The 20,810-nt window shown below is 38.5% G+C and carries 22 protein-coding genes, 3 tRNA genes and 1 rRNA gene; 3 read left to right on the forward strand and 23 right to left on the reverse strand.

The window, feature by feature from the left end:
• Nucleotides 1-119: 119 nt before the first annotated feature.
• Nucleotides 120-479 carry a recombinase family protein gene (locus PHH50_00800; protein MDD3728850.1) on the forward strand — a complete coding sequence of 120 codons (360 nt, stop codon included), beginning with the start codon at nucleotides 120-122 and terminating at the stop codon, nucleotides 477-479.
• 906 nt (nucleotides 480-1,385) lie between these two features.
• Here PHH50_00800 and PHH50_00805 read toward each other — a convergent pair.
• The 13 genes from PHH50_00805 to rpsB all read right to left on the reverse strand — a co-directional run bounded on the left by PHH50_00805 (nucleotide 1,386) and on the right by rpsB (nucleotide 12,984).
• Nucleotides 1,386-1,461 (reverse strand) — tRNA-Ala (locus tag PHH50_00805).
• 426 nt (nucleotides 1,462-1,887) lie between these two features.
• Nucleotides 1,888-3,045, reverse strand: coding sequence for a radical SAM protein (locus tag PHH50_00810; GenBank protein MDD3728851.1), 1,158 nt, complete (start codon nucleotides 3,043-3,045; stop codon nucleotides 1,888-1,890).
• 18 nt (nucleotides 3,046-3,063) lie between these two features.
• Nucleotides 3,064-4,602 carry a proline--tRNA ligase gene (proS, locus tag PHH50_00815; GenBank protein ID MDD3728852.1) on the reverse strand — a complete coding sequence of 513 codons (1,539 nt, stop codon included), beginning with the start codon at nucleotides 4,600-4,602 and terminating at the stop codon, nucleotides 3,064-3,066.
• Nucleotides 4,603-6,654: 2,052 nt separating this feature from the next.
• Nucleotides 6,655-6,729, reverse strand: a tRNA-Ile gene (locus PHH50_00820).
• A gap of 6 nt (nucleotides 6,730-6,735) precedes the next feature.
• Nucleotides 6,736-7,278: a YbaK/EbsC family protein gene (locus tag PHH50_00825; GenBank protein MDD3728853.1), complete on the reverse strand. Its 543-nt coding sequence runs from the start codon at nucleotides 7,276-7,278 to the stop codon at nucleotides 6,736-6,738.
• Between the two features lie 296 nt (nucleotides 7,279-7,574).
• Nucleotides 7,575-9,062, reverse strand: a 16S ribosomal RNA gene (locus PHH50_00830).
• A 350-nt stretch (nucleotides 9,063-9,412) separates the two neighbouring features.
• Nucleotides 9,413-10,210 (reverse strand): ParB N-terminal domain-containing protein, encoded by a 798-nt coding sequence (locus PHH50_00835; GenBank protein ID MDD3728854.1) that lies wholly within the window; start codon nucleotides 10,208-10,210, stop codon nucleotides 9,413-9,415.
• A gap of 23 nt (nucleotides 10,211-10,233) precedes the next feature.
• On the reverse strand, nucleotides 10,234-10,470 hold the full coding sequence (locus tag PHH50_00840; protein ID MDD3728855.1) for a hypothetical protein: 237 nt from the start codon (nucleotides 10,468-10,470) through the stop codon (nucleotides 10,234-10,236).
• A 3-nt stretch (nucleotides 10,471-10,473) separates the two neighbouring features.
• Complete coding sequence (locus PHH50_00845; GenBank protein ID MDD3728856.1) at nucleotides 10,474-11,178, reverse strand: hypothetical protein; 705 nt, start codon at nucleotides 11,176-11,178, stop codon at nucleotides 10,474-10,476.
• Between the two features lie 95 nt (nucleotides 11,179-11,273).
• Nucleotides 11,274-11,345 (reverse strand) — tRNA-Thr (locus PHH50_00850).
• A gap of 8 nt (nucleotides 11,346-11,353) precedes the next feature.
• Entirely contained in the window at nucleotides 11,354-11,668 is a 315-nt protein-coding gene (locus PHH50_00855) for a hypothetical protein (protein ID MDD3728857.1), read from the reverse strand.
• Between the two features lies 1 nt (nucleotide 11,669).
• The gene (tsf, locus tag PHH50_00860; protein ID MDD3728858.1) at nucleotides 11,670-12,254 is read right to left on the reverse strand and encodes an elongation factor Ts; all 585 of its coding nucleotides are present in this window, start codon (nucleotides 12,252-12,254) and stop codon (nucleotides 11,670-11,672) included.
• A 13-nt stretch (nucleotides 12,255-12,267) separates the two neighbouring features.
• Entirely contained in the window at nucleotides 12,268-12,984 is a 717-nt protein-coding gene (gene rpsB, locus PHH50_00865; protein MDD3728859.1) for a 30S ribosomal protein S2, read from the reverse strand.
• Between the two features lie 175 nt (nucleotides 12,985-13,159).
• Between rpsB and rpmE the strand changes: the two genes are divergently transcribed.
• Both rpmE and prfA read left to right on the forward strand, forming a co-directional pair.
• Nucleotides 13,160-13,426: a 50S ribosomal protein L31 gene (gene rpmE / locus PHH50_00870; GenBank protein MDD3728860.1), complete on the forward strand. Its 267-nt coding sequence runs from the start codon at nucleotides 13,160-13,162 to the stop codon at nucleotides 13,424-13,426.
• 45 nt (nucleotides 13,427-13,471) lie between these two features.
• On the forward strand, nucleotides 13,472-14,521 hold the full coding sequence (gene prfA, locus PHH50_00875; protein MDD3728861.1) for a peptide chain release factor 1: 1,050 nt from the start codon (nucleotides 13,472-13,474) through the stop codon (nucleotides 14,519-14,521).
• Nucleotides 14,522-14,573: 52 nt separating this feature from the next.
• On the opposite strand, the gene PHH50_00880 is transcribed toward prfA, so the two are convergent.
• From PHH50_00880 to PHH50_00925, 10 genes are read right to left on the reverse strand one after another with little or no spacing between them, the layout of a single operon-like run.
• Nucleotides 14,574-15,965: a hypothetical protein gene (locus PHH50_00880; protein ID MDD3728862.1), complete on the reverse strand. Its 1,392-nt coding sequence runs from the start codon at nucleotides 15,963-15,965 to the stop codon at nucleotides 14,574-14,576.
• Entirely contained in the window at nucleotides 15,937-16,569 is a 633-nt protein-coding gene (locus PHH50_00885) for a 50S ribosomal protein L25 (protein ID MDD3728863.1), read from the reverse strand. The genes PHH50_00880 and PHH50_00885 overlap by 29 nt, the downstream gene beginning before the upstream one ends.
• 35 nt (nucleotides 16,570-16,604) lie before the next feature.
• On the reverse strand, nucleotides 16,605-16,823 hold the full coding sequence (locus PHH50_00890; GenBank protein ID MDD3728864.1) for a ferredoxin: 219 nt from the start codon (nucleotides 16,821-16,823) through the stop codon (nucleotides 16,605-16,607).
• A gap of 20 nt (nucleotides 16,824-16,843) precedes the next feature.
• Nucleotides 16,844-17,284, reverse strand: coding sequence for a hypothetical protein (locus PHH50_00895; GenBank protein ID MDD3728865.1), 441 nt, complete (start codon nucleotides 17,282-17,284; stop codon nucleotides 16,844-16,846).
• A 14-nt stretch (nucleotides 17,285-17,298) separates the two neighbouring features.
• On the reverse strand, nucleotides 17,299-18,126 hold the full coding sequence (locus tag PHH50_00900; GenBank protein MDD3728866.1) for a class II fructose-bisphosphate aldolase: 828 nt from the start codon (nucleotides 18,124-18,126) through the stop codon (nucleotides 17,299-17,301).
• 18 nt (nucleotides 18,127-18,144) lie between these two features.
• Complete coding sequence (locus tag PHH50_00905; protein ID MDD3728867.1) at nucleotides 18,145-19,110, reverse strand: carbohydrate kinase family protein; 966 nt, start codon at nucleotides 19,108-19,110, stop codon at nucleotides 18,145-18,147.
• 6 nt (nucleotides 19,111-19,116) lie between these two features.
• A complete protein-coding gene (locus PHH50_00910; protein MDD3728868.1) occupies nucleotides 19,117-19,248 on the reverse strand; it encodes a hypothetical protein in 132 nt (43 codons plus the stop codon).
• A gap of 35 nt (nucleotides 19,249-19,283) precedes the next feature.
• Nucleotides 19,284-19,502: a ferredoxin gene (locus tag PHH50_00915; protein MDD3728869.1), complete on the reverse strand. Its 219-nt coding sequence runs from the start codon at nucleotides 19,500-19,502 to the stop codon at nucleotides 19,284-19,286.
• Between the two features lie 20 nt (nucleotides 19,503-19,522).
• Nucleotides 19,523-19,963, reverse strand: a complete 441-nt coding sequence (locus PHH50_00920) for a hypothetical protein (GenBank protein ID MDD3728870.1) — start codon at nucleotides 19,961-19,963, stop codon at nucleotides 19,523-19,525.
• Between the two features lie 14 nt (nucleotides 19,964-19,977).
• The gene (locus PHH50_00925; protein MDD3728871.1) at nucleotides 19,978-20,805 is read right to left on the reverse strand and encodes a class II fructose-bisphosphate aldolase; all 828 of its coding nucleotides are present in this window, start codon (nucleotides 20,803-20,805) and stop codon (nucleotides 19,978-19,980) included.
• Nucleotides 20,806-20,810 lie beyond the last annotated feature (5 nt).

Here is a 20,810-nt window from a genome sequence, read left to right on the forward strand (position 1 = left end):
TGCGCGCCGGACAGTCAGACCAAAGCCACTTAATCCCTCTTTTCTTAAAGGGAATTAGGGAGCAGGATGCCATAAGTCACGGCGCGCAAAGCTGCGTGACATCTTCAGTTTAACATAGAATGTCAGACAGGTTGGCCAGAAATTCCATAGACGGCGGACGAGTGATTTATCTCGTAGATACTGGAAAAATCACTTCGCTAAAATTCCCAACATTCTGGTTTGAAGCGACACCGCAAGGAAAATTTATGTTGAGTGTCGCTTTCGGACAAGCGAAGTATTACACCGACAATTTGAGAGAAAACATTTTGCGAGGAATTAGGCAAAAAATCAGGCGTGGCGAACTTTCGGCAAAAGCCCCGCTCGGATATTTCAACGAGCCACGACTTCGCACCATTGAACCTGACAGAAAAACTTTTAACAAAGTGAAGGAAGTTTTGCGGACTTTTGCCACCGGAAACTACACGCTAACAGCAATTTAAAGCAAAATGTTTTCTCTTGGCTTGGTTGGCAAAGACGGAAAACCGCCTCACCTTTCCACAATCCAGAAAATTTTAACCAATCCATTCTATTACGGACATTTCCGTTATCGCGGCGAAATTCATCAAGGATCGCACAAGCCAATGATTTCAAAGAAACTTTTTGACCAAATACAAGAAGCGTTAATTTTGAACGGCAAGCCCCGCAAAAAGCGAGGACCAAAGAATTTTCAATTTCTCAATTTTGCGGTTTGCGGCGAGTGTGGATATGCAATAACCGCCGAACGCCACATCAAGAAAAGCGGGCTAAAGTTTGTGTATTATCGTTGCACCCACAAAAGCAAAACGCAAAATTGTTCACAAACTCGCTTTTTGCGGGAAGAAGTTTTAACCGAGCAAGTAAAAGAAAATTGTCAAAAAGTTTCTTTGCCCGATGTTTGGCGGGAAAAATATCTTGCCAAAGTTAGCGAATGGGAAAAAGAAAACCGCCAAACATCAGACCTTTTCGCTCAAAATCTCAAAACTGAACTTTCCGCCATTAAAACAAAAATAGACCGGCTTATGGACGGCTATCTTGCCGGCTCTTTTGAGCTTGCCGAGTATCAAGAGAGAAAAAATAAACTGATGGACGAAAAGAAAACAATTGAGGAACAATTATCCAATTTTGAGCGAAAAGGAAATCATTGGCTCGAACTCACAAGAAACTGGATTTTGGAAGCCAACCAAGCCAAAAATCTCGTTTTGCAAGAAAATTTTTCGGAGATGAAAAATTTTCTTAAAACCATCGGCTCGAACCGCCGCCTTGCGGCGGGAAAATTGGCGATTGATTTCAAAAACCCTTGGCATTTCCTTGCGGAAATGCCCGCCGAAGCGAGGCGCGAAGCGCCGAGCGAGGCAACTAATCAACTTTGGTGGACCTTGGGAGGTTCGAACTCCCCACCTCCTCATTGCAAATGAGGCGCTCTACCAAATGAGCTAAAGGCCCTAAAATGCTTTATCTTGGTGGGCTATACTTGAAAATGCGCGAACCTTTTTTGAGCGAAACGCCTGCGGCGTTTCGCAAAATCCCAAACCGCTCGGGCGGGGCGGGAAGGAAAGGGGTTGAAGGGGAAAGGAATTCCCGCCCCGCCCTCGCTTTCCGAAAAAATTTCGCGGCGTTCTTTAAAAATTCAAAATCCTTTAATGAGTTAATCATAACTCATTTCAGAAAATTTTTCAATGGAAAATTTTCTGAATTAAGGAAAAATTTAAGACCATGAAATGACCTCTTCCCCAGCCATAGTAAGGTGTAGGGTAAATTTTTCTACGAAGAAATAAAAGGGCCAAGCAAAACATTGAGTCTTGCTTGGCCTGCAGGCCTGCTAGCATCGTTGATGGCTAGCTAGGCTGCTTGTTCTTGAGCACCATGGTGCTACCCTCCTTTCTTTGAGAAAGAACAAACTGCCTGCTCTATGTTCTCCCCGTGAATCTGAGGAAAACATCCGTCATGGTCGATGAGAACTTCGAATGCTCTCCGCTCTCCGTCGCCCAGTAAAGGAAGTATCTTCGCTTCGATTCGCGGCATCATGCAACAGGAGTTGGGATCTATCGTCGGGATCTTTCCGAGCCAGCGCAGAGCGTCTGCTCTGCATCCGCCCCCGCAAATCCTGATGTAGCGGCAGCTTCTACAGCCCAACGATTGGACTGTCATAGCTTTGTAGTCCCGCAACCAGTCAGACCCATTCACAGAATCCTCAATGCTTCGGCTTTTGACCGAGGCGTAAGGCAGGTTCAGGGCCGGACAGAAGATCAGGTCTCCGTTCGCGTTGATGCACAGAAAGTTGAAGTTGTATGAGCAAGGATGCCCGCACAAATCCATCGGAGCGTAATCCTCCTTCTCAATCCATGAGTAGTAGACGTTGTCGATCCTGAGAAGAAAAGGTTTGCCATCCTGCTGATGCGTTTTAATCACTTCAGCAAAGAAGTCAAACATCTTTTCGTAATCAGAGAAGTCGAGGATGTTCCGATTCCTTTCGGTTCTCACTGTCTTCCAAAGCTGGCTCAAACGCCAACAGTAGATGCCGATATCCTTAAGAGCTTGGTAGAGGGCGGGTACCTCGGCCAGGTTTTGTTGATAGACCACTGTCTGGACCATCACTTTCCTGTCCGGAAATTTCCGCTTCAGCTTCCTGATGTTTTCTAAGGACTCCAGGTAGCTGCTCCCATCTCTTATGATATCATTGGTGGCCAGCCCGTCAATGCTGGTCCGAAACTCCTTAACCTGAGGAAGTCCTTCAAGGACTGCGAAGTTGGCGTCGGTAAAATGCTTACCGTTAGTGGAAAAGACCACACGTGCATCTTCCCCGCACGCCAAAACTACTTCCGGCCATTGCCGGTAGAGGAATGGCTCCCCACCCGTGAGAATGAAGTTCTTCACTCCTAAACGCTTGCACTCGGCCACGATTTCAAGCCACCTGCTGTGAGGTAACTCGTCGCGGTTGTAGCAAGCCGTGTTCTTCTCGCCTGCGTGGCAATAAAGACACTTCATGTCGCATCGACCGGTGAGTTCAAGTCTTACTGATTCAAACACGTTAACCTCCTTTCTATCCTAGTAGGCCAGAGCAAATGCCCAGCGTTTCTTGTGAAGAGTCTTCTTGCCACAATGAATGCAGTAGTGATCTCCTTCTTCCTCTTCTGCATTCATGGGCAAAAATCGGCTTACTGCTTTTGTCTTAGCCTTGATCCCAGCCTCACAGCTCTCTTCTCCGCAGAAATAAGAGAATACATATCCTCCCTGCTTGAGAGCTTCCTCAAATTCCTGCCAGGAATCAGCAGTCTTATTGGTCTCATCCCGGCGTTTCAGTGCGGCTGCGAAGAGGTTTGACTGAATGTCCTGCAAAATCTCGGCGATCCGTTTTGAAACTTGGTCGATCGGGCACGATTCCTTGACGCCGTTATCGCGACGTACAAGGATTACGCTACCCTTCTCCAAATCCTTTGGACCAATTTCGATTCTGACAGGCACACCCTTCTTTTCCCACTCGTAGAACTTCTCTCCAGGCCTCAGGGCTTCCCGAGAGTCGACTTCAACCGAAAGTCCAACCAATTGTTTGGCAATAGATTGAGCCTTCAAAATGATCGCCTCGTCGCCCGACTTGGCAATAGGAACGATCACAACTTGCACAGGAGCGACCTCGGGCGGTAAAACCAATCCCTTGTCGTCGCTGTGAGTCATGATCAGCCCGCCTACCAGTCTTGTGCTAACTCCCCAACTCGTCTGAAAAACGTTTTTCCTTTGTCCGTTTTTATCGAGAAAAGTGACATTGAAAGACTTGGAAAAGTTGTCAGACAAATTGTGGGAAGTGCCGGCCTGCAAAGATTTTCCGTCCTGCATCAAAGCCTCGATGCAGAAGGTTCGTAAGGCTCCGGCGAACTTCTCGCCTTCTGACTTCTGTCCCGTGTATACGGGCATAGCCAGATATTCTTCGGCGAATTTCGCGTACACCTCGTTGAGGATCATAAGTGCGTATTCTTCGGCCTCCTCAAGGGAGGCATGCGCGGTGTGGCCTTCCTGCCACAAGAATTCGCTTGTCCTCAAAAACAACCTGGGACGCATTTCCCACCTCACGACGTTCGCCCACTGATTGATCATGAAGGGCAGATCGCGATAGGACTGAATCCACCTGGAGAACGATTCGTAAATGATCGTTTCAGATGTCGGACGGACAACTAGGGGCTCTTCGAGTTCCTTGCCTCCGCCGTGCGTCACCACAGCCAGCTCGGGAGAAAATCCCTTTATGTGCTTCTTTTCCCTCTCCAGAAAACTCTGGGGAATAAAAATGGGGAAATAGGCGTTCTTAACCCCCCTGCTCTTGAGCATTGAGTCAATTACGGCTACAATTCGTTCCCAAATGGCATAGCCATAGGGCTTGATCACCATGCAACCGCGGACGACCGAATGTTCGGCCAGATCAGCGTTTGCGATAACGTCTTGGTACCACTGCGAGTAGTCCTCGCTCCTCTTACAGATAGTCTTCACGGTAGTCTCCTTATTGGTTAATTGATGCTCGTTGGTTGTCAAAGGACCATCATTTCTGATGTTATGATTATTATCTATTTTTTGATTTTTGTCAATACCTTTTATCATAAAATGAAAATAGAAATTAGATAGATAGAATTTCTGCAATAAATCAAAATGAAAATTTTTTCCTTTAATTCGCCGCGAAATTTTTTCGGAAAGCGAGGGCGGGGCGGGAATTCCTTTCCCCTTCAACCCCTTTCCTTCCCGCCCCGCCCGAGCGGTTTGGGATTTTGCGAAACGCCGCAGGCGTTTCGCTCAAAAAAGGTTCGCGCATTTTCAAGTATAGCCCACCAAACAGGATTTTGCAAATTTTCGGAAGCGGAAAAAGAGGTTTGCTCGCCGCGCCTCGCGGCGCGGCTCGCAAGAAATGAAGCCGTAAAATCAAACAGCGGGACGAAATCAAAAGAAACGATTTTTTCGGAAATGAGGCGGTTCGTCAAAATGAAATTTTGTATGAAAACTTTTGAAAATATGAGGATTCAAAAATTTTCATTTCCAATTTTTCACCAAGTATTCCGCCTGCGGCGGAATTGAGGCGATTTTTCAAATCCCTCGCCGAACATTATTATTAACTAACGCCAAAATACTATGAACACAACACAACAACCAATAAAATTTTTTCTTTACATTCGCAAAAGCACCGATGAGGAAGACCGCCAAGTTTTAAGTTTGGAAGCGCAACTGCACGAAGCAAAAGAATTTGCCGAGCGCGAACATTTGGAAATCATTGAAACTTTTATTGAAAAGAAAACTGCCAAAGTTCCGGGCAGAGAAGTTTTTAACGAAATGCTCGGCAAAATTGATGGCGGTCTTCCTCACTCAATTGGTATTTTGGCGTGGGCTCCGGACAGATTGTCCAGAAATTCCGTTGACGGCGGGCGGCTCATTTATTTGCTTGATACCGGAAAACTTGCGGGGTTGAAATTTCCGACTTTCGCGTTTGAAAATACCCCAAGCGGCAAATTTTTTCTTTCAATTGCTTTATCAAACGCGAAGTATTATGTGGACAATCTGTCCGAGAATGTTCGGCGAGGGAATAAAGCCAAACTGCGGCGAGGCGAATGGCCCGGCCAAAAACCACTGGGATATGTGTATGACCATAGATTACGCAACATTGTACCAGAGCCGAAAGAAGCAAAAATTGTAAAAAAGACTTTTGAGGAGTTTGCGACTGGAAAATATGGCCTCGCTTCCATTTCTCATCGCCTCGCCGAGTTTGGCATAAGAAGCTCAAACGGCAAGCCACGTTCTAATTCCTCAATCTTCAATCTTTTAACGAATGAATTGTATATCGGCGTTATGCGTTGGAAAGACGAGCCGTTTGAGGGTTCGTACCAGCCGCTCATCACAAAGCAATTGTTTGCGAAAGTGCAGGAAGTTTTGAAAGAAAGAGGCAAGCCGCGCAAGACAAGACAAAAGCATAATTTTCCATTTTGCGGATTATTCCGCTGTTCTTGTGGCGCAATGTTCACAGCGCAATACGCAAAAGGAAATGGCGGACTTTACCGCTATTATAGATGTACAAAAAAACAAGGAAATTGCGCCGCCAAGTACGTCCAAGAGCAGGACCTTGCGCGGCAACTTTTTGAAAAATCGCAAACAATTGCTTTGCCCACTGATTGGGCCAAAGAAATGTTGGAGTATTTGGATAAAAACGAAGAATTGGAAGCCCAATCAGTAGACGCTTTTGTCCAAGAGATAAATCAGAAAATAATTGTTGTTCAGGACAAGCTCGATAAACTGCTTGAAGGTTATTTAGATAATCTTATTGACGAGGAGACCTACAAGCATAAAAAGGAGGAGCTTGTTCAACAAAAAATCACCCTGAAAGGTGAAAAAAATACTCTTGGACAAAAGCGAATGAGCGGCTGGATCGAACCAACCAGAAACTTCGTAAATACCTTGATTCAAGCGGGAAAAATCGCTTCACCGAAATTTCTTGCAGAAATTTCGGACTTGGTGAGAAAAATTGGAACGAACCGCCTCATTTCCGAAAAAATCGTTTCTTTTGATTTCGTCCCGCTGTTTGATTTTACGGCTTCATTTCTTGCGAGCCGCGCCGCGAGGCGCGGCGAGCAAACCTCTTTTTCCGCTTCCGAAAATTTGCAAAATCCTGTTTGGTGGGCGACGAAGGAGTCGAACCTTCCACCTCTTCTTTATCAGAGAAGCGTTCTACCGCTGAACTAGTCGCCCAAATTTCTATTTCTTCTTCTTTTTTTTAACTGATTTTTTCTTTTTCTTTTTTACTGCAGAAAAATTTCCTTCAAAAATATCATTTGCGGTTTTTTTGAAAAAAGCCGGAGTAATTATTATCGAATCATTGTAATTACCGGATGAAAGATATATTTCTTTGTTTTTTGACAAAGATTTGTCTAAAAAAAGAGGATATTTAAATAATTTTCCAAAAGGAGGAATTGCTCCTATTTTCACTCCTTTAAAATTGTTATTTATCCATCTTTCAGTTGCAAAATCTATTTTTTTAACAAGCTTCTCTTTATTTTTCTTTCTTGTTAAATTAAGCGTTTTTTTAAATTTTTCTTTTTCTAAATTCCTGTTTCCCGGAATAACGGCAATGTAAAAAGAATTATCCCCTTTTAGAACAACTGTTTTGGCAATTAATTTTGGGTCTACTGCCAAAGTAGCCGATTTGTCAAAAGAAGTATAAACGGTTTTATGAGAAATAACTTTATGCCTTATCTCTTCTTTTTGAAGAAAGTTAATTATCTTTTTTGGAACTGCCATAATAGGAAAATTCTAACAAAAAAAATAATTAATGTCAAAAAAAAGCGGGCCGCAAAAAGAAAGCGGCCCTTGAGATTTTTGAAGAAATTTTTCTCCAAAAATCCCCTTATGTATGGCAGAAATAATTAAATAAGAAAATGCTTAAAAAAGAGCTTTCTTATTTAATTATTTTTTAATTTTAGTTCTTAAAAGTTGTTCTGACTTATAAATAATCGAAATTTGAAGGTTCCTCGATCAATACCTCAGAGTTGAAAACAGAATTCTCGGTTTTCAACCAACGGTCGACACTTTTCTAAAAAAGAAATGATCCACGGACAGGTTCCCCTACCCGTGCCTTGTTACGACTTAACCCTTATTACTGATCTTACCTTGGGCCCTCAAGAGAGGGACTTAGGGTACTATCAGCTCTCCTGGTTTGACGGGCGGTGAGTACAAGCCTCAGGAACATATTCATCGCCACATAGCTGATTGGCGATTACTAGCGATTCCAGCTTCATGAGGTCGAGTTGCAGACCTCAATCCGAATTAAGGAGCCGTTTGGTGGGATTACCTCCGCCTTGCGGCTTCGCCCATTGTTAGACTCCATTGTATCATGTGTGCGGCCCAGGGCATCAAAAGGCCATGCTGATTTGGCGTCATCCTCGCCTTCCTCCTGATTGTCTCAGGCAGTTCTCTATGACATTTAAAACATAGAGTGAGGGTTGCGCATGTTACCCCATTTAAGGGTGCACTTCACAGCACATGCTGACGACAACCATGCAGCACCTGAATTAGTGTCCTTGCGGAGGGCCCGTGTTTCTACGGGATTTCACTAATCTGTCAAGCCCTGGTAAGGTTCCTCGTTTACTGACGAATTAAGCCACATGATCCACCGCTTGTGTGAGGCCCCGTCTATTCCTTTGAGTTTTAGCCTTGCGGCCGTACTTCCCAGGCGGGACACTTAACGCGTTAGCTTCGCCACTTGAAGGGTCGACACTTCAAATAGCCAGTGTCCATCGTTTACAGCGTGGAGTACAAGGGTATCTAATCCTTTTCCATGCCCACGCTTTCGTCCCTCAGCGTCAGGATCGCCCCAGCTGAATGCCTTCGCTTTTGGTATTCCGGTCGATATCAACGGATTTCACCCCTACACCGACCGTTCTATCAGCCTCTAACGTCCTCAATTTTGCCGGTTTTTTCTGCATTTCCAAGGTTGAGCCCTGGATATTTAACAGAAAACCTAACAAAACGCCTACGGACCCTTTACGCCCAATAAATCCGGATAACGCTCGGGGATTCTGTATTACCGCTCCTGCTGGCACAGAATTAGGATCCCCTTATTCCTCCGCTACCGTCACCTAAAAGGTTCTTCACGGAGAAAAGCTTTTTACACCCCGAAGGGCTTCTTCGAGCACGCGGCGTCGCTCGATCAGGCTTTCGCCCATTGTCGAATATCCTCGACTGCTGCCTCCCGTAGGAGTGAGGCCCGTGTCTCAGTGCCTCTGTTGGGGAACATACTCTCATATCCCCTACCCGTCATTGCCTTGGTAGGCCATTACCCCACCAACAAGCTGATAGGCCGCAGACCATTCCTATTCCGGCTTTCGCCTTTACCGACGAATCGGACTATTGGGAATTAGCCCATCTTTCGATGGGTTATGCCCATGAATAGGGTATGTAATCTACGTGTTACTAACCCGTTCGCCACTATTGAACATATACAAGTACATATTCAACCGTTCGACTTGCATGCCTTATCCACGCCGCCAGCGTTCATCCTGAGCTAGGATCAAACTCTCAAAAAAATTACATTAAAGTTAAACCCTAATGTAAATAAAGTCAGAACAACTTTAAAAAACTAAAATGCTTGAATAAATAATTTAGGGACTTTTATTCAAGATTAATATTTTGTTTTCAAAGTACTTTCTAAAATAAACCCCGAAGATATTTAAGCATTAAACACCTTCGGGAGAAATCTTTTTGAATTATGTAGATTCTCTATTTCATACTGCTATCTTTAGTATATTTATTTAATCTTTCTTGTCAAGTTTTTAAGAAAAGAAAAAATGTGTAATAAAAAACCCTGACAAGCCGCTTTCTTACAGTAAGAAAGCTGAAAGCTTGCCAGGGGGCTTAGTGGCTTATTTAAAGAACTTTAATGACAAAGCGCCTCGAAACGCTTTTTCCAATCCGCTATTGCTCTGGATGCTCTTTTCTGAAGTTGCTCGATATGAACGAATATTTCTCTGGCTTGCGACTCAGTGATATCGCCGTCCTCATATTTTTCAAGAATACTCCGCATCAGCGAAGCGTTCTTTTGACTTAAAGATTTATGGCTTTTTGTAAGATTTCCCTGAATTTCGGGGATTCCTACCTTAAGTTTTTTCTTTCTTCCGAAAAGAACTTCTTTAACTTTTTCGGGTTCGACATTATATTTTTCAGCAGCTTTTGTCACTGTTAATCCGCCTTCAGCAACGGCAACAACCGCTTTTTTGATTTTAAGGCGTGCCTGCTTTGACTGCACGCACTTGATATATTTTCTAACCAAACTGACTGGTAATCCCAACAGTTCGGCAATCCTTTTTTGCTTCTCTCCTTTTTCGATAAGAAGCATAACAGTATGCTCTGTGTCTTCCTGAGAAGGTGGCATTGAACCGCCCGAATTTTGCCTGTAGGCATAAGAGATCATTTCGGCCTCGTCTTCGAATTGAAGAACTTTGACCTTGATTTCTTTCAGGTTATTTAGCTCATAGGCTTCTTTGCGGTGTCTGCCGTCAACAACGGGACAAACACCGTTTGTACTTTCAGCAATTTCTATAGGGTCTTTCATTTCGACCCCATTTTCAATAAGCTCTGCAAGATACAAAACATGTTCCTGATTGAGCTCTTTTCTTACAAAAAGATTTGTCTGAAGTTCAGACAAATTAACAATTTTAGTTCCTTTTGCTCTCATGCTTTATCTCCTCGTTTCTGATGCTAAATACTGTCGTAGGGCTGGAAAAACCTGCCGCTATAGGCGCGCCATCCGGCGCGTTTTTTTCTGATATCGGACAATATTACCAAAATTCCCGGTTCGGGAAAATCTTTTTCTTGCCAAACTTTTTTATCCAAAGAAAAAGTCACAAGACCAAGGTCTTCTGAACGGGCAACGGCATAAGGGCCGTGATGTCCGTTTATGACGATTTTTTCAACGATTGCCTGGTATTCTAACATTTCTTATCCTTTCTGATTTTCAATAATTTTTTTTGTCAATCTTGCGCTTAAAGAGTTTAAGTGCGACGAAAGGCGGAAAATAATTCCGGTAACCTCCCCAATGTCTTCTGGCTCTTCAAAAGCGTTTTCTTGCAAAAGATAAATCAGCGATTCCATTATTTTAATCGTAGCTTTTTCTTTATAATTTGAATTTTCTGTTTCAAATGTTTCCTTTCCAAAATTACCGGGCCTAATGTCGGCCTCAAAAATCCTTCTTTTTTCCTCTTTTTTTTTATTAAGTTCTTCTTTCTTTTCTTTCCAAATTTCCCACATTTTCTGGGATTTTTCTTTTCCCGGTTCTCCGTTTCCTTGAAGAACCTGGTAAAGGGAAGAGGCCGTGCTATATCCGATAGCATCTGCTGCCTCCTTTCCTGAAAAAAAACCAAAGGCGATAAGTTCAATAAACCCCCTTTGGACTTTTGGCATCCTTTCCAGTTCAATAATACTATACCCAATAGCGTCAAGAAAACACATCAGTTTCATTAAGGTCTCCCCTACGGGAAGCCCTTCTGAAGAGAGCCATCTTTTTACCGTGCTTGTCGAAACAGAACAAAAATCAGCTATAACAATAAGAGAATTTTTTTGTGTTTTTTTAGAAAAAAGAAGAGAGTAATTTTGAAGACATTCTTCTGTATGCCCTCTAAAAATTTCAACTCGTTCATCTTGCATCTAGTATTCCTTTTTCAAAGAACCGTTTTTTCGGAAAGCCACTCTTTCCGATCTAGAGATTGTATAACATAAGAAAAATATTATGTCAATTTATGAGCCAGCGGTCGGATTTGAACCGACGACCTACTGTTTACAAAACAGTTGCTCTGCCACTGAGCTACGCTGGCAAAAATATTTATTTATCTTCTTCTTTCTTTTTTTCTATTCCCCTTTGCCTTATTTTTCTAAGCCAAATATCGGTTATTTTTTCCGTTTTTAAATTAAAAACCTTAATTTTAGAAAGAATCTTATGAAGAAATCCATAAAAAGAAAAGGATTCTACTTTTTCACAGAGCAAGTCCCAAAAAGGTTTTAACTTTAATATTAAAGAAGGTCTTTTTTTTCGTTCTTTTGGAGCAGATTTTGCAAGTATAGGAATTTTAGTTCCGACGATAAAGAGTATTCCTAAAAAACTGACAAAAAGGCCTGAAAGTCCTAAAATATTTTCCATATTATATCTCGTATCTTACAAACGACTTTATGGCGATATTTTCGCCGAATTTTGCTACTTTTTCTTCTATTAATCCTTTAATGGTTTTTTCAGGATCTTTAACCCATAATTGCTCAAGAAGAGAATTTTCTTTTTTAAATTTAAGGATTTTGCCTTTAATTATCTCTTCAATTACTTTCTCCGGTTTTTTAGCATCGGAAAATTGATCATTGTATGCTTTTTTCTCGCTTTCAATAATATCTTCAGGAATATCTTCTTTTTTTATAAATTTTGGATTTAAAGCCGCAATTTGAAGACAAATTTCATGGGCAAGTTTTCCAAATTCTTCGGACTTTGCCACAAAATCGGACTCACAGCGAATATCAAGCAAAACACCCACTCTTTTATTTTGGTGTATATAGCTTTCGACTATTCCTATGTTTGTTTCTCTGGAAGATTTTTTATCGGCAATTTCCTTTTCAAATCCTTTTAAAAATTCTTTTGCCTTCTTAATATCTCCGTTTGCTTTTTCAAGAGCTTCCTTGCACTTAGAAATAGAAACGGATGTTTCTTCTCTAAGTTTTTTTATTAAATCAAGATCGATCATCTTTTTAAAAGAATTAAGAAATTTCTTTATTTTCTGTCTTTACGCTTTTAACTGCAACGGGTGTTTTTATGAGCACTTCCTTTATTTTATCCAAAATATATTTTATAGAAACAATTGCATCATTGTTTGCAGGAACAAAACAATCTACTAAATCAGGATTATCATCGGTATCTATTATGGCAAAAATAAGGATATTTTTTATTTTTGCTTCTTTTACGGCTGTAATATCTTTTTGAATATCAAGAACAAAAATAGCGTCAGGGGTAGTTTCCATATTTTTAATTCCCTCAAATTTGAGGCGCAGCCGTTCAATTTCCCTGTCTATTTCCAGCCGTTCTTTTTTGGTATATTTTTCAAGTTCTCCGGCTGCTTTCTTTTTTTCAAGATCTTTGTAGTATTCTACTCTTTTTTTGATAATAGGAAAATTAGTGATAGTTCCTCCGAGCCATCTTTCATTAACGTACGGCATTTTGCATTCATCTGCCGTTTCCTTTACCAAATCCTTTGCTTGTTTTTTTGTTCCAACTAAAAGCAAGTTCTTGCCTTCTTCCCTTATTTTTTTTATCTTTTCAAGCATTTCTTCAAGCTTTTCGGCCGTTTTTTCAAGGTCTATAAGGTGAATTGTATTTTTTTCTCCGGATATATAGGGCTTCATTTTTGGATGCGTTGCCGACTTCCTGTGTCCGACAAAGAGCCCCGCTTCTGATAACTGATCAATCTTTGTTTTCATATTGTCTTTATTATATTTTCTGTTTATTTAGGACAATGTAGCATATAAAAAAGATTAAATCAAGCGTCTTTTTTCGTTTTTGCCTAAATTCCTTTACAATTACTCTTATTTTTAAAAAAAGGAAATATAGCTTATTGCTCTTGTCCTTATTCTTTTTTTATGATATAAAAGGGGCATGAAAAAGACAATACATCCTAAATATTTTGATAAAGCGAAGGTTCATTGCGTTTGCGGCAATAACTTTACAGTAGGATCCACAAAAGAATTTCTCGAGGTAGAAGTTTGTTCGGCTTGCCATCCCTTTTTCACAGGCAAAGAAAAAATTATGGATACAATGGGCCGAGTGGAAAAGTTTAGAAAACGCCTTGAAAAAAAAGAAGAGCCGAAAAAGAAAAAAGAGCCAAAACAAAAAAAAGAAAAACAAAGCAAAAAACTTGCTTAATTGTTTGCTTTTTTTACTTTTAAACTTATTTCCTAAAAGGAAACTATGTCAGAAATTGAATCCTTAAGAAAGGAATACAATGATATTTTAAATCAACTCGGCAATCCTGAGTTGATTTCTGACTGGAAAAAATTTGAAGATCTTTCCAAAAAGAAAAAAAAGCTGGAAAATATCATAGAAAAAAAAGAAGCTATTCTTCAAATAGAAAAGCAGATTGAAGAGAATAAGGCCATAATATCTTCTGAAGATATGGAACTTTTAACCTTGGCGGAAGCGGAAATAGGCACTTTAAGTCAAAAGAAAAGAGAAATTGAAAAAGAATTGAAAGATTTCTTAGAGGAAGAAAATTCTTCTGTCGATCTTAATTCCGTTATTGTTGAAATAAGGGCTGGAACCGGTGGAGATGAAGCGGCTTTGTTTGCCGGAGACCTATTTAGAGCGTATCTAAAATATTGCGCTAAAAAAAACTGGTCTCATAAGGTCCTCGATTCAAACTCTACGACTATCGGAGGATTTAAAGAAGTTACTTTTGAAATAAAAGGAAATAATGTTTTTTCTCTTATGGAAAACGAGGGAGGAGTTCACAGAGTTCAAAGAATTCCGGAAACCGAAAAATCAGGAAGAGTGCATACGTCAACGGCAACGGTAGCCGTACTTCCCAAGCCGAAAGAGAAGAAAATTAATATAAGAACTGACGATTTAAAAATTGATTTCTTTAGAGCTTCGGGAGCAGGAGGTCAAAATGTCAACAAAAGAGAAACTGCTGTAAGAATTACTCATTTACCATCAGGGGTTGTTGTTGTTTCTCAGACAGAGAGAAATCAGCTTCAAAATAAAGAAAACGCCCTATCTATTCTTGGAGCTAAGATAATGGAACAAAAAAGAAAACAAGAACAAAGCAGTGTTTCAAATCAAAGAAACAGTCAAATTGGTCTTGCTAAAAGAGTAGAAAAAATTAAAACGTATAATTTTCCTCAAGACCGCCTCACTGACCACAGAATAAAAAAAAGCTGGCATGGCCTTCAAAGGATAATGGATGGCGATCTTGACGAGATTATAGAAACAACAAAAAAAGAGCTTCAGCTTATAGAATAAAACAATAATATAGATAAATAAAAGAAACCGCGAATTGGCGGTTTCTTTTATTTTATGACGGTATGAATATAAGGCCACTGCAAGTATCTGTCATTGTACCTTGGTCAATAAAAACCTGAAGACAATTTATTCTTTGAACAATTTGATTTCCATAAAAAGCATAGCTTGATTTATTCCAATTTCCTCCTGCAAAATACTTTAACGCGGCGGTTCTCTCATTGTTTGACGAAGAAGAAAGATTATCCGATAAAAGAAGTCCGGAAGCAAGAAAAGAATCATTTATTTTCCAAGGATCAGCAATGCGTCCAAGCATATTAGTAAGCCGGCTCTTATAAAGATTCCATGTTGAAGGAATAAATTGAGCAGGTCCCATGGCTCCCCCATAACCGGGTATTCCAATCACAGGACAAGAAATCGGAGTAGAAAGTGAATTTCTTCCCAATTCTTTTGTAAGAATCAAAAACGGAGGCAAATCTCTTGTCGGGTGAATTCCATTTGAAAAAATCCTTCCGGAATTTATCCCTACAGATGATCCTGTCGATGCATCTTTGAGATAACATTGTCCGACATTTCTTCCAAGGGCCGATTCTTGGGTGATTATAGCAAGAAGAAAAGCTGGCCTTACACCGGTTAACTGTTGTACCCAGCGAGCCACTTCTAGCGCTTCTCCAAAGGTTGGTGTTTCCACATCGGGAATACCAACAAGTTCAAGCATTTTGCTTCTTATTTCTTCCGCTTTTTTTTCTAGTTCTTGTTTTTCTTTTAAATATTGCTGATACTGGGCCTCTGTCATTTTCAAAAAATCTTCCTGTTTTTTCCTTGCCGCTTCGCTCTCTTTCACCTGAAGAGCCTGCAATTGAACGGTTTTTTGCAAGGAATCTTTTTCGCCATCCAAAGATATTTTATGCCCTTCTAGATTAAATTTTAAATCTTTAATATCTTTTAATACTCCTTTATTTTTTAAATTCAAAACTTCCAGATAAACAATATTATCAAAAAAATCAGAAATCGTTTCTCCTTGAAGAATTATCTCTATATATGATTTTTTATCTTCCTCTTCGGTAATTCGCAAAATATCAATCAATTTTTCTTCCATCTCTCCTATCTTAACAGTTGTCTCCATTATGGACTTTTCTGTATCCTGGATTTTTAATCCCAAACTCTGAATAACCAAATTGCTTTGCCTTATTTGAAGATTAAGCTGATCTATTTTTCTTCTAATATTGCTTATTTGATACTGAAGAGTTTGTTTTTCCGCTTCCGTCTTTGTTATATCCTTATCGTATTTTAGAATTAATTCTTCAAGTTCTTTTAATTCTTTTTCAAGCTGGGCTCTTTCTTCTTCCTTATCAGCGGCAATTGTAAACGGAAGTAAAGAAAAGAAAACAAAAAAAGCTAAAAAGAAAAATATAATCTTATGAATTTTCAGGTTCTTTTTCTTCATCTTCTTTCTCTTTTTTAATCTTCTCAACGGATTCTACGTCTTCTTCAACCGGTTTTTCAAGTTCTTCTTCAACTTTTTGAGGCGGCTGAACGTTTGCAACTACTTCATCCGGCTCACGGAGTATTTTTACTCCTTCTCCTACAAAAAGATCTTTTATCGTTATTTCTTTTTCAAAATCTGTCAGAACGCTGACATCAACTTTAATTTCATGAGGAAGTTTTTCAGGCAGAGCTTTTACTTCAACTTCCTGTATTCCTTTTACAATTGTTCCTCCGAGATTTTTAACAGCTTCCGATTCTCCAAAAAAGACTATCGGTACCTGGGCTTCAACTTCTTTGTCCAGTATTGGCTGGTAAAAATCCACGTGAATGGGCTCCCCTGTCAAAGAATCTAAAGCTACTTCATGGATTAAGACCGGATGTTTTTTATCATCAATCAAAAGAGAAACAAGAGTGCTTTCCCCTGCTTTTTCATAAATATCATTGAATTCTTTCAAGTCAATTTCTATAGAAGATGTTTCAATTTTTGGTCCGTATACAACTGCAGGGATACTGACTCCGTCTCTTTTTACTTTCTCTCTCTTTTTTGCATTTAAGGTAATCATGATTTTAATTTGTGGTTCAAGTTAATAATGGTTTTTTATTCAACAATACTGATAATTTCAACCGGACACATATCAGCAGCGTCTTTTGCGCAAGATAATTCTTCAATATCAAGCTCTTCTTCCTTTTTATCATTGACTCTTTTTTTCCCGACCAGCTGGGCTTTTTCATCATCTCCTTTTTGAAAATATCTAGGACAATTTGACCAGCAAGAGCCGCAACTTATGCACTTTTCTCTATCAAGAATAATTTTCATGTTGGTTCTTTAATTTTTTATTATTTGATTTCAAAGCTATTGGAATAAATCCAAGAATCTTCGCTGAATAATTCTTCTTTAGCACAATTATTGCAATATGGAATAGCCAAGCGGTACGTGCCGTTCCCAAAAAGATCAAACATATCTATCTCGGCTTCAAATGCTTTAATTGATTTTTTAGGAATACAAACCTCTATAATGTCTTCTTTTGAGCAATGAATATATTCTGCTCTTTCCCATACTCCTTCTATCTCCATTTCTATAAAATAAGGATTGCAGGAGGAAAAACAAACATTCTTTAAAGAGCTATTTATTATTTTTAAGGCCACAAACTGTCCTTTTTCATAACTGTTTTTGCTTGTTATAACCTCTACTTCTCCTCTATATTTTGTAATAAAAGTCACCAAAGCGAAAATAAAGAGTATTGGGACTATAATGGCAATAATTAAAAGCCTCTTCATCGTTTTCTATTCTACTATATTTTTTTAAAGCTGTGAAGTGTTTTAATCTTTTCAATAACCCTTTTTTCTAGGACTTTTTCAGTTTTTTCAAGTATTTTATAGGGTTTAATCTCCTTTGAAGAAAGTTCTTTTTTTAAAGATTCTTTCCACACATTTCGAAGTTCCGTATTAATATTCGTTTTAACTATCCCTCTTTTTATACAGTTTTTAATATCTTCATTCTTTAATCCCGAAGCGCCGTGCAAAACAAGAAAAATCTCAGTTTTTTTTCTTATTTCAGAAAGAAGATTAAGGTCAAGAGATGGCATTTTGACATATACCCCGTGAACGTTACCAATAGAGATTGCTAAAAGATCAACATTTGTTTCTTTGACAAATCTTTCAACCTTAGAAAGAGAAGTAAAATCTTTTTTAGAAACAGAAGATTTATCCTTTATAACTCCAAGTTCTCCTTCAACAAGAACTCCTCTTTTTTTAGCATAACTTACCACTTCTTTTGTTCTTTTTATATTTTCATCAAAGGGAAGAAGAGAACCGTCATAATGGACAGAATCATATCCTATATCTACGGCTGTTTTTATAAAATCAAAGTTTTTTCCATGGTCTAAATTAAGAAAGACAGGAACATTATATTCTAAATTAATAATCTCTTTCATTACAAATGCTTCTTTTAATCCAAAAAACTTCCCTTCCCCTTCTGAGGTTCCTAATATTACAGGGCTTTCCATTTTTTTTGCCGCCCTGATTGTTGATTTCATTTGCTCAATAGTTGAAAAATTAAACTGGCCTACGGCAAATTTTTCTTTTTTCGCTTTTTCAAAATAAGAATGAAGGGATTTCATAAATAAGTATTTTTAATTTTAGAATTTTGACACTTTTACTTTGATTTTTTTAAAACTTTGGTTTTTTCTAAGAAGTCCGTTTTTTGCTCCCCAAAAACCGATAGTTGAAGAAGCATTAGCTGTTCCTCTTTGAATTGATTTTACTATGTCTTTTGAATAAATGTATTCAGAAATAAACCCTGAAGAAAAAGCGTCTCCTGCTCCGGTTCTGTCTAATACCTTTGACTTTAAAGTTTTTGCTTCATAAAGAAAAGAGTTATTTAAAACAACTGATCCCAAAGGGCCTTTTGTTATAACAATTATCCCTTTGTAAAACTCACTTATTCTTTTAAGAGCGCTTTTTTCGTCTTTATAAAGAACATTGGCAAGCATTGAAGCTTCTTCTTGATTTAATATTAAAATATCAATTTTCTTGATTATCTTTTTGATATTTTTTAAAGAAAGCTGGGAATTTCCGGGATTTGCCGCAATTTTCATTCCTTTTTTTATTCCATAATCAACAAGAGAATTAAATTTCAAAGAGGCCTTTCCTGAAAGAGGGGCGAAATAAAGCCATTTTGCAAGCGGTAAGAAAATATTTTCTTTTCCCATTATTTCAGAAGCTCCCCTGTAAACCAATATTGTCCTGTCTTTGTCTTTGACGTTTAAAACAATTGACTGATTAGTTTTCTTTTCCTTTGTTTTTTTAACCAAAGAAATGTTAACCTTCAGCTGTTTTAATTCTTTTAGAATATCTTCTCCTGCTTCGTCTTCTCCCACTTTTCCAAAATAAGCGGTTTTTAATCCCATATTTGCAAAAGTAACCGCGCAATTGGTTCCTCCTCCTCCGGTAAAATGATAAATATTTTCTACGTCTATCTTTGAACCTAAAGAAAGGTAAATCCCCTCTTTTGTTACGAGAGTTTTTTTAGTCGCAGATTTCAAATTCTTGCTTTTTAAAAAAGTGTCTCTTGAAGCAGAACCGAATGTGATAATATCAAACATATAATGCTATTTCTTTAATTTATCTTCTTTTTTGGCTACAAGAAGAGATGTTTCAATTTTTGGTCCGTATACAACTGCAGGGATACTGACTCCGTCTCTTTTTACTTTCTCTCTCTTTTTTGCATTTAAGGTAATCATGATTTTAATTTGTGGTTCAAGTTAATAATGGTTTTTTATTCAACAATACTGATAATTTCAACCGGACACATATCAGCAGCGTCTTTTGCGCAAGATAATTCTTCAATATCAAGCTCTTCTTCCTTTTTATCATTGACTCTTTTTTTCCCGACCAGCTGGGCTTTTTCATCATCTCCTTTTTGAAAATATCTAGGACAATTTGACCAGCAAGAGCCGCAACTTATGCACTTTTCTCTATCAAGAATAATTTTCATGTTGGTTCTTTAATTTTTTATTATTTGATTTCAAAGCTATTGGAATAAATCCAAGAATCTTCGCTGAATAATTCTTCTTTAGCACAATTATTGCAATATGGAATAGCCAAGCGGTACGTGCCGTTCCCAAAAAGATCAAACATATCTATCTCGGCTTCAAATGCTTTAATTGATTTTTTAGGAATACAAACCTCTATAATGTCTTCTTTTGAGCAATGAATATATTCTGCTCTTTCCCATACTCCTTCTATCTCCATTTCTATAAAATAAGGATTGCAGGAGGAAAAACAAACATTCTTTAAAGAGCTATTTATTATTTTTAAGGCCACAAACTGTCCTTTTTCATAACTGTTTTTGCTTGTTATAACCTCTACTTCTCCTCTATATTTTGTAATAAAAGTCACCAAAGCGAAAATAAAGAGTATTGGGACTATAATGGCAATAATTAAAAGCCTCTTCATCGTTTTCTATTCTACTATATTTTTTTAAAGCTGTGAAGTGTTTTAATCTTTTCAATAACCCTTTTTTCTAGGACTTTTTCAGTTTTTTCAAGTATTTTATAGGGTTTAATCTCCTTTGAAGAAAGTTCTTTTTTTAAAGATTCTTTCCACACATTTCGAAGTTCCGTATTAATATTCGTTTTAACTATCCCTCTTTTTATACAGTTTTTAATATCTTCATTCTTTAATCCCGAAGCGCCGTGCAAAACAAGAAAAATCTCAGTTTTTTTTCTTATTTCAGAAAGAAGATTAAGGTCAAGAGATGGCATTTTGACATATACCCCGTGAACGTTACCAATAGAGATTGCTAAAAGATCAACATTTGTTTCTTTGACAAATCTTTCAACCTTAGAAAGAGAAGTAAAATCTTTTTTAGAAACAGAAGATTTATCCTTTATAACTCCAAGTTCTCCTTCAACAAGAACTCCTCTTTTTTTAGCATAACTTACCACTTCTTTTGTTCTTTTTATATTTTCATCAAAGGGAAGAAGAGAACCGTCATAATGGACAGAATCATATCCTATATCTACGGCTGTTTTTATAAAATCAAAGTTTTTTCCATGGTCTAAATTAAGAAAGACAGGAACATTATATTCTAAATTAATAATCTCTTTCATTACAAATGCTTCTTTTAATCCAAAAAACTTCCCTTCCCCTTCTGAGGTTCCTAATATTACAGGGCTTTCCATTTTTTTTGCCGCCCTGATTGTTGATTTCATTTGCTCAATAGTTGAAAAATTAAACTGGCCTACGGCAAATTTTTCTTTTTTCGCTTTTTCAAAATAAGAATGAAGGGATTTCATAAATA

It is taken from the genome of Candidatus Paceibacterota bacterium (genome assembly GCA_028697015.1).
Lineage (GTDB): Bacteria > Patescibacteriota > Minisyncoccia > Minisyncoccales > GWA2-38-27 > JAQVFW01.

What these genes read in the sequence shown, in the direction of transcription:
- PHH50_00800 (MDD3728850.1), top strand. Translation starts at nt 120, where the DNA reads ATGTCAGACAGGTTGGCCAGAAATTCCATAGACGGCGGACGAGTGATT.
- proS (MDD3728852.1), bottom strand. Translation starts at nt 4,602, where the DNA reads ATGATAAAAGGTATTGACAAAAATCAAAAAATAGATAATAATCATAAC.
- PHH50_00825 (MDD3728853.1), bottom strand. Translation starts at nt 7,278, where the DNA reads ATGGCAGTTCCAAAAAAGATAATTAACTTTCTTCAAAAAGAAGAGATA.
- PHH50_00835 (MDD3728854.1), bottom strand. Translation starts at nt 10,210, where the DNA reads ATGAGAGCAAAAGGAACTAAAATTGTTAATTTGTCTGAACTTCAGACA.
- PHH50_00840 (MDD3728855.1), bottom strand. Translation starts at nt 10,470, where the DNA reads ATGTTAGAATACCAGGCAATCGTTGAAAAAATCGTCATAAACGGACAT.
- PHH50_00845 (MDD3728856.1), bottom strand. Translation starts at nt 11,178, where the DNA reads ATGCAAGATGAACGAGTTGAAATTTTTAGAGGGCATACAGAAGAATGT.
- PHH50_00855 (MDD3728857.1), bottom strand. Translation starts at nt 11,668, where the DNA reads ATGGAAAATATTTTAGGACTTTCAGGCCTTTTTGTCAGTTTTTTAGGA.
- tsf (MDD3728858.1), bottom strand. Translation starts at nt 12,254, where the DNA reads ATGATCGATCTTGATTTAATAAAAAAACTTAGAGAAGAAACATCCGTT.
- rpsB (MDD3728859.1), bottom strand. Translation starts at nt 12,984, where the DNA reads ATGAAAACAAAGATTGATCAGTTATCAGAAGCGGGGCTCTTTGTCGGA.
- rpmE (MDD3728860.1), top strand. Translation starts at nt 13,160, where the DNA reads ATGAAAAAGACAATACATCCTAAATATTTTGATAAAGCGAAGGTTCAT.
- prfA (MDD3728861.1), top strand. Translation starts at nt 13,472, where the DNA reads ATGTCAGAAATTGAATCCTTAAGAAAGGAATACAATGATATTTTAAAT.
- PHH50_00880 (MDD3728862.1), bottom strand. Translation starts at nt 15,965, where the DNA reads ATGAAGAAAAAGAACCTGAAAATTCATAAGATTATATTTTTCTTTTTA.
- PHH50_00885 (MDD3728863.1), bottom strand. Translation starts at nt 16,569, where the DNA reads ATGATTACCTTAAATGCAAAAAAGAGAGAGAAAGTAAAAAGAGACGGA.
- PHH50_00890 (MDD3728864.1), bottom strand. Translation starts at nt 16,823, where the DNA reads ATGAAAATTATTCTTGATAGAGAAAAGTGCATAAGTTGCGGCTCTTGC.
- PHH50_00895 (MDD3728865.1), bottom strand. Translation starts at nt 17,284, where the DNA reads ATGAAGAGGCTTTTAATTATTGCCATTATAGTCCCAATACTCTTTATT.
- PHH50_00900 (MDD3728866.1), bottom strand. Translation starts at nt 18,126, where the DNA reads ATGAAATCCCTTCATTCTTATTTTGAAAAAGCGAAAAAAGAAAAATTT.
- PHH50_00905 (MDD3728867.1), bottom strand. Translation starts at nt 19,110, where the DNA reads ATGTTTGATATTATCACATTCGGTTCTGCTTCAAGAGACACTTTTTTA.
- PHH50_00910 (MDD3728868.1), bottom strand. Translation starts at nt 19,248, where the DNA reads ATGATTACCTTAAATGCAAAAAAGAGAGAGAAAGTAAAAAGAGACGGA.
- PHH50_00915 (MDD3728869.1), bottom strand. Translation starts at nt 19,502, where the DNA reads ATGAAAATTATTCTTGATAGAGAAAAGTGCATAAGTTGCGGCTCTTGC.
- PHH50_00920 (MDD3728870.1), bottom strand. Translation starts at nt 19,963, where the DNA reads ATGAAGAGGCTTTTAATTATTGCCATTATAGTCCCAATACTCTTTATT.
- PHH50_00925 (MDD3728871.1), bottom strand. Translation starts at nt 20,805, where the DNA reads ATGAAATCCCTTCATTCTTATTTTGAAAAAGCGAAAAAAGAAAAATTT.